This window comes from Streptomyces sp. NRRL S-118 (assembly GCF_000716335.1).
Taxonomy (GTDB): Bacteria; Actinomycetota; Actinomycetes; order Streptomycetales; family Streptomycetaceae; genus Streptomyces.
This window is the reverse complement of record NZ_KL591024.1, coordinates 90,838-98,459: the sequence shown is the minus strand read 5'-3', so window position 1 is coordinate 98,459 and position 7,622 is coordinate 90,838. Positions and strand designations below refer to the sequence as shown.

5 protein-coding genes and 1 pseudogene are annotated in these 7,622 nt (G+C 71.4%); 5 read left to right on the top strand and 1 reads right to left on the bottom strand.

Annotated elements, in window-relative coordinates; genetic code table 11:
* The first annotated feature begins 448 nt into the window (after positions 1–448).
* Entirely contained in the window at positions 449–1,345 is an 897-nt protein-coding gene (locus IH00_RS0130240; protein ID WP_052411740.1) for an alpha/beta hydrolase, read from the top strand.
* Between the two features lie 68 nt (positions 1,346–1,413).
* Positions 1,414–2,703, top strand: coding sequence for a serine hydrolase domain-containing protein (locus tag IH00_RS0130235; RefSeq protein WP_078888033.1), 1,290 nt, complete (start codon positions 1,414–1,416; stop codon positions 2,701–2,703).
* Positions 2,704–2,791: 88 nt separating this feature from the next.
* Here IH00_RS0130235 and IH00_RS37860 read toward each other — a convergent pair.
* Positions 2,792–3,725, bottom strand: a pseudogene (locus tag IH00_RS37860) (arginase family protein).
* Between the two features lie 412 nt (positions 3,726–4,137).
* Between IH00_RS37860 and IH00_RS0130225 the strand changes: the two are divergent.
* From IH00_RS0130225 to IH00_RS0130215, 3 genes are all read left to right on the top strand, one after another.
* Entirely contained in the window at positions 4,138–5,898 is a 1,761-nt protein-coding gene (locus IH00_RS0130225; protein WP_031079138.1) for an NlpC/P60 family protein, read from the top strand.
* 273 nt (positions 5,899–6,171) lie between these two features.
* Positions 6,172–7,134, top strand: coding sequence for a YihY/virulence factor BrkB family protein (locus IH00_RS0130220; RefSeq protein ID WP_031079137.1), 963 nt, complete (start codon positions 6,172–6,174; stop codon positions 7,132–7,134).
* Between the two features lie 35 nt (positions 7,135–7,169).
* Positions 7,170–7,622 (top strand): GNAT family N-acetyltransferase (locus IH00_RS0130215; RefSeq protein WP_063835454.1); only part of this gene is annotated, 453 nt, incomplete at its 3' end.

The following is a 7,622-nucleotide window of genomic DNA, read 5'->3' as shown; positions in this document are numbered from 1 at the left end:
GTCGGTCGTGCTCCCGTCGGTCGTCGTGCCGCCGGTCGCCGTCCGGTTGGTCGCCCCCGTCGTCACGCGCTCCGTGCCGCAGGCGCCGAGTACCGGCGTCGCGAGGACGATCAGAGCCGCCACCGCGGCAGACCTGCGCCGCTGCCCGGATCCGTACCGTACGGCCACTCCTGACATGCCCTGCCCCATGCGTTCCTCCGCACCTCTGCGCCCCCCGTACCGAAGTCAGGCTCACGGTACGAACCATGCATCCGGGGGACATGAGTACGCGTACTCACCTGTGCCCCAAGGCTTTTGGCGGCAGACAACCGCTCAGGCGGCGGCGTCGGGCGTCCGTGCCTTGCCCCGGGGCACGCGGCTCGTGGCGCGCCGAACGGCGCGCGAGCGGGTGGGGATGCGCGACGAATGGCGGGTGAACCCTCGGGCGGCGACCGTGAGGATGGACGTCATGGATCCCGAACTCGAAGCGTTCATACCGTTCCTTCCCAAGCCCGACATGAACGACCCGGTCGCTGCCCGCAGGAACTTCGCGGAGCGTGCCGCCGCGATTCCGGCGCCGGACACCACGGGCCTGGAGGTGGAGGACCGCACGGTGACCGCCGACCCGGACGTGGCGGTGCGGATCCACCGCCCGCACCAGGCACGAGGCGCCATCGTCTGGCTGCACGGCGGCGGATTCGTCTTCGGCGACCTGGACACCGAGCACCCGTGGGCCACCCGGCTCGCGGCAGGCTCCGGCGCGGTCGTGATCTCGGTGGACTACCGGCGGTCGCCGGAGCATCCGTTCCCGGCGGCGTTCGACGACGCGTACGCCGTACTGACCTGGACCGCCGAACACGCGGCCGATCTCGGTATCGACCCGGAGCGGATCGCGGTCGGAGGCCACAGCGCCGGTGCGGGGCTCGCGGCCGCGGTGTCGCTGCGGGCTCGCGACGAGCAGGGGCCGCCGATCCGCTTCCAACTGCTCAACCAGCCCGGGCTCGACGACCGGCAGGAGACGTGGTCGCAGCGCAACTTCACCGACACGCCCTGGCACGATCGCGACACGCTCACCACGGTGTGGCGGTACTACCTGGGCTCCCGGCCCGCCACACCGTACGCCGCCCCGGCCCGGGCCACCGACCTGTCCGGCCTGCCACCGGCCTACATCGCGACCGCGGAGTTCGACCCCGTCCGCGACGAAGGCATCGAGTACGCGCTGCGCCTGCTGCGGGCCGGCGTTCCGGTCGAGCTCCACCAGTGGCCCGGAACCTTCCACGGGTCACAGGCGATCCTGTCCGCCGAGGTCTCGCAGCGGCAGATCGCCGAGCTCGCCGCAGTGCTGCGCCGCGCGCTGGCCGCGTGAGCCGCGGACACCGAAAAGCACGGGGAACAGTCCCCGTTGCACTCATCGATCACGAGAGGACGGACGTCATGAAGATCCGCACGGTGTTGTGTGCGAGCGTGGCCGCGCTCAGTGTGTGCGCCGGCACGACGGCGGCGGCCCCCGCGCCCGAACGGACCCGAACCGCCCCGGTCGCCGGCACCACCGGCCCGTCGGCCGGCCTCGATCCCGCGCAGCTGGAATCCGCCATGGACGGCGTCCACCACGCGGGGGTGCCCGGGGTGTTCGCCGAGGTGCGCGACGGCGGCACGACCTGGCGCGGCGCCGCGGGGGTCGCCGACGTCAGCACCGGCAGGCCCATCAGACCGGACATGCGGCAGCGCATCGGCAGTGTCACCAAGACCTTCACCGCCGCCGCGATCATGCAGCAGGTCGAGCAGGGCCGCATCGACCTCGACGCACCGATCGGCGGCTACCTGCCGCGGCTGGTGCCGGGGGAGCGGGGCAGGAAGATCACCGTCCGCATGCTGCTCAACCACACCAGTGGGCTTCCCGATTACATCCCCTATGCCTTCCCTTCCCTGCGGGGATTCCCCACCAGCCCGGATGTCTCGTCCAGGAGCCTGGACGACAACCGGTTCCGGGAGTTCCGCCCGGCCGAGCTGATCGAGATGGGGCTGGCGGCCCCTCCCGCCGGCGAGCCCGGAAGCCCCACAGGCGTGTACTCCAACACCAACTACCTGCTCCTCGGCCTGCTCCTGGAGCAGGTGACCGGTACCACGGCCGAGGAGTACATCACCCGGAACATCATCGAGCGGGCCGGACTCCGGCACACCTCGTTCCCGACCGGGCCGCGTATCAAGGGACCGCACCCGAAGATGTACGAGGCGCTCCACGGCTTGATCTCCCCACCGCGTGACTACAGTGTCTACGATCCGTCCTGGACGTGGACGGGTGCCGCCCTGGTGTCGACCATGGAGGATCTCAACCGCTTCTACGGCAGCTTGCTCGGCGGCCGAATCGTCCATCCGTCGTCGCTGGCGCAGATGCAGCGCACACTGCCCGTCCGCCACCTGGACGGATCGACGATCGAGTACGGCCTCGGTCTGCACAAGGTCGACCTCGCGGCGTGCGGCACCTTCTGGGGCCATGACGGAACGGTCTGGGGAGCGGGAACGGTGTCCCTGATCCGTGCCGACGGCAAGCGCCGGATGTCCGTCGCGGTCAACCTCCAGAGGTGGAACGAGGTGGACTCCTCGGGAACGCCGCAGCACCACCCCATCGACGACGCGCTGTTGAAGCTGTTCGGGCAAGCGATGTGCGATGACGGTGACGCCCGGGCCGAGCCGGTCGCACCGGCCCGCGTGTCCGCTTCGTAACGGGAACTGCCGCATTCCCGCCGGGCCTGTCTTCCCGGCCGCACCGCCCGGAAGCCTCCGGCCGGCCCTGCCGGTGCCGTCCGGGGGCTCAGCCTCCGTGGTCCGTGCGCGCGGACAAGCTTCGACCGAGGCACTCGGCGAGGCGGGCGGCGATGGTTCCCCCGGGGTCGAGGCGGGGGTTGAAGATCGTGACGTCGAGACCCACAGCCCGTTCGTCCGCCAGCGCCGTTCGCAGCACATGCTCCAGTTCCTGCCACGACAGCCCGCCGGGGATGCGGTGGTCGACGGCCGGCATGAGGGCGTCGTCCAGGACGTCGACGTCGAGGTGGACCCAGAAACCGGCGCTCCCGCCGGCCGCGAGACGGTCGACCGCTTGGTGCGCCGCCGCCGCGGCGCCGGCCGCGCGCACGCCGTCGAGGCCGACAGCGTGCAGCGGACTCGGCCGAGTCGCGGAAGCCGAAGGCGACGACGTCCTCGTCCCGGAGCAGGGGGCCGCGGCCTTCGAGGTCGGCGAGCAGCCGCGGGCCACGGCCGGTGGCCAGGGCGAGCTCCATCGAGGCCGCCTCCCCGGCCGGCTCCGCCGACGGCTGGTAGAAGTCGGTGTGGCCGTCGAGGAACAACAGGCCGTAGCGTCCGCGGCGTTTCAGGGCGAGGAGGTTGCCGAGCAGGATCGTGCAGTCACCGCCGAGGACCACGGGAAAGCCGCCCCGGTCGAGAACACCGCCGACCGCGTCGGCCAGGCGGGCGGAGTACTGCGCGATACCGGCCGGGTTGAGGATCCCGGTGGCCGCGTCCCGCTCGGAATCGTAAGCCGGCGCCTCGACCCGGCCGGCCCGCGCCGCCCCCAGGCGGTCCTGCAGCCCCGCGTCGAGCAGAGCCGTCGGCAGGTCCTGGACACCGGATGGGCGCAGCCCCAGTACGGACGGTGCCTCGATGATCGCCAGCTCCTGCACGCCGGAACCCTTTCGTCGGCGGTCGGTCACCTGACCGACCAGCTCTCCGGAACACCCACCTCGGTGCATGGTCCCCCGGAGCGGACGGTACGCCGAGCCGACTCGGCGGTCGTCCGCCGCGCAGCCCGTGCCGGAGCCGCAACGCGCACTCGTCTCCGTCGTTGACCGCGCCGGTGCCGCAAGGCGCACCCGCATCCGTCGGTGCCCCCGCTGGAGCCGCAACGCGCACCCGTATCCGTCGGTGCCCACCGGTCGTCCGCCGAGCGGTACGACGACGGCGGAGCGGCAACCCGGTTCCTCTCCGCCTCCAGCGACGCCGCCTGCGCCCAGGCCTCCTCCCCGAGCCTGCTGGCATATCGGCTGATGAGATGATCAGTCATGTGAAACCGTCACATCGGGACTTACTGCGCGCTCGGCATGAGAACGGGCTTTGACCAGGGGCGATGCTCGTCTTCACCGGGCCTCCACGGATCATGACGTCATGTCTCACACCTCACGGCGCAACGTGCTCGCCCTCTTCGCGGCCTCGGCCGCCACCGTCCCGCTGAGCGGTCTTGTCGCCACCCCCGCCCGGGCCGCCGGTTCGGCACCTGTCCCTGTCGATCCTTTCCCCGGCCCGGCCGGCCTCACCTCGGCCCGTTCCTCCGTGACGCTGCCCCCGCTGAACGCGTCGTACTTCACGCCGCTGACGCTGAACACTCCGCTCACCGCCGCCGTCCTGCCCGGCACTCCTGCCCGCACCGAGGTCACCTCCGGCGGCAAGCGCGTGGCGCTGCTGACACACGGCGCGCGGACCGTCGTCCTGCCCGGCCCGACGCGGACGTTCACCGAGAACAAGAAGCCGTTCGTGGACGACTTCCAGCGCACGCTGCCGGACGCGTCGCTGCCCCTCGCGGACCGCCAGTACTGGGGCACCTCGCCGGGCGGCGGCAGCTGGTCCACCCTCGGCCCCGCCGACACCGACTACTCGGTCGTGCCGGGCACCGGCATCATCGCCCTCACCACTGACTTCGCCAGCCGCCACGCCACCCTGCGCGACGACGAGATCACCGACGTCGACGTGCGCTCCGTGGCCCGCTTCGACAAGGTGCCCACCGGCCAGGCCTGCTCGTACGCCCTGTCCTTCGGCTACCAGGACACCCACAACAGCTACCGGGCCCGCCTGTCCTTCCTCACCTCCGGCGCCGTCGAACTGCGCGTCGAGAAGGAGGTCGCCGACGAGGTCACCCAGCTGACCGCGGCCGTCCCCCTCGCGACGGGCGTGCCCGCGGGCACCGACTGGACGATCCGGGTGCGCCGCCAGGGCGCCCGCATCCAGGTCAAGGCGTGGCGCTCCGCCTCCACGGAGCCGTCCGCGTGGACCGTGGACGTCACCGACCCCACCTTCGGTGCGGGCCGCGTCGGCCTGCGCGCGCTCGCCAACGACGGCTGCACCAACCTCCCCGTCAAGCTGCTCGTCAGCCGCTTCGAGGTGGACGCCGCCAACTGGGCCACGCCGCCGAGCGTCACGCACGGCGACTGGGTGCGCGTGCTCCCGGAACCGTTCGACGGCACCTGGACCCCGGAACTGGAGCAGGTCATACGGGGGTGGGCCGGCTCCACCGCGCCGGACGTCCTCGCGTACGCGGCGATGTTCCTCGCCGGCGCCCCGGCGGTGACCAGTGGTTCCGGTCCCGCCAAGGACAAGCAGGTCCTGGGCGAGTCGGGCTACGGCTACCTGGACCCGCAGGGCTACCGCTACGAGGGCGCCGACTTCCACGAGTACATGAACGTCGGCTGGACCTTCCCCGACGGGACGTACACCGGCCCCTCCAGCAAGCAGGTCGGCAACCTCGACTGTTCCGGTTACACACGCATGGTCTACGGCTACCACATGGGCGTCCCGCTGGCCGCGGGCGAGGACACGTCCAGGACCCGCATCCCGCGCAAGTCGCGGAACATGGTGGAGTACGCGCCCGGCGTGCGGATCGACCGTACGGCCGACGGTACGACCCCGCCCGCGGCGGCGTTGCTGCAACCCGGCGACCTGGTGCTCTTCAACGCCGACTCGGGTGACGACAACCCGACGATCACGGTCGACCACGTCGGCATCTACCTGGGCAAGGACGCGGCCGGCAAGCGCCGCTTCCTCTCCAGCCGCAAGACGATCAACGGCCCCACCATGTCCGACCTGGGCGGCGCCTCGCTCCTGGACGGCACGGGCACCTACGCGAAGAAGCTGCACACGGTGCATCGCATCTGACCTCGAGGAGCCCGGGCGCCACCGACCGCCTCCTACGGCAGTCCGGTGGCGCCGCCTCTCGCCGCCTTTCGCCGGCTCCGCCCGGCGTCCGCCCGGCGAGGCGGCGGCCGTCGGCGTATTCACCAGTGCGCGGCAGTCGTGCCGGGGTACTGGTTCGAGGACGAGAAACCACACTCGGTCGCGGAGGACGCCGACGCCGCGTGACGCAGTGTGGGCCGCATCCGTGCGCAAGGGCACCACCGAGGAGCCCGGGCGCCACGCAGGAAGGGCTCCATGGGCACGGTCGTACACGTACCGCAGACGCGGGACATGCTCGGTGACGAACTGTCGGGCGATGAGGCGTTCACCGCACTGCGGCACTACGGCGGACGCAAGCTCCTCGTCGACTCCTTCGCACGCTTCCGCTACGCCGACGGCTTCAGCTTCGCGCGTTCGCTGGGGTACCAGGTGGTGCTGGGCATCGTGCCGTTCACCATCGCCCTCGTCGGCATCACCACCACCGTGCACACGGAAGGACTCGGCAAGGCCGTCGAGCTGGCCCTGGCCCGCATCGTGCCGGGTACGAGCGCGGAAGTCGTACGCCAGGCACTCGCCGACACCCGGCGCAGCGCCGGGGACACGGCCGGCGCGGTCGCGATGTGGATGGGCATGGGGTTCGCCGTGGTCAACCTGGCGTCGGCCATGGGGCAGATCGAACGCGGCTGCAACCGCATCTACGGCATCGAGCGGGACCGTCCCTTCGCCGCCAAGTACGGCAGGGGGACGCTCCTGGCCCTGTGCGCCGGCCTCCCGCTGGGCGGCGGCTTCCTCGCCATGGTCGCCGGGCCGGACATCGGAGAAGCAGTGGTCCAGGCGCTCCACTGGCCACCCGCCGTGCTCACCTGGTGGGAGGGACTGCACCTCCCGGTCGGGATCGTGCTGGCGGCACTGGCGTCGGCCGTCATCTTCCGCTGGGCACCGCGCCGCGATCAGCCGGGTTACACCTGGCTCGTCTTCGGGTCAGGGGTGCACCTCCTGCTGTGGACGGGCGCCACGAGCCTCCTCGCCCTCTACGTCAGCCGGAGCGGATCCTTCGGGGCCGTCTACGGGCCGCTGACCGCGTTCGTGGCGCTGCTGTTGTGGGCCAACGTGACCGGGATCGCCCTGTTCCTGGGTGTCGCCTTCGCCGCTCAGCTGGAGGCGGCACGCGCGGGCATCACGCAAGCCGTCCACCCGGACCCCGGCCCGGGCCGATGACGACGCGTCAAAGGCGCGTGCCATCATGGTCGACCATGATCGAGATCGGGTCGCTGCGCGACGAGGATCGCGCCGGCTGGGACGTGCTGGCGCGCGGTTACAAGGCCTTCTACCGCACCACGGTGCCGGACCAGGGGTACGAGGAGACGTGGCAGCGGCTGCGGCTCGGCACGGACTTCCACGGCATCGGCGCATGGTCGGACGGGAAGCTGGTCGGCATCGCGCACTATCTGTTCCACGCGACGTTCTGGATGGGGGAGAGCTGCTACCTCCAGGACCTCTTCGTCGACGGATCGGCGCGCGGCCGGGGCGTGGCGCGGATGCTGATCGAGGGGGTCGCGGATGCCGCGCGCGAGCGGGGGGCCGCACGCCTGTACTGGACCACCCAGGAGGACAACACCACCGCGCGGGCTCTGTACGACAAGGTGGCGAGCTTCAACGGGTTCATCCGCTACGACTACCCCATGGTGTCTCTTATACACATCTCT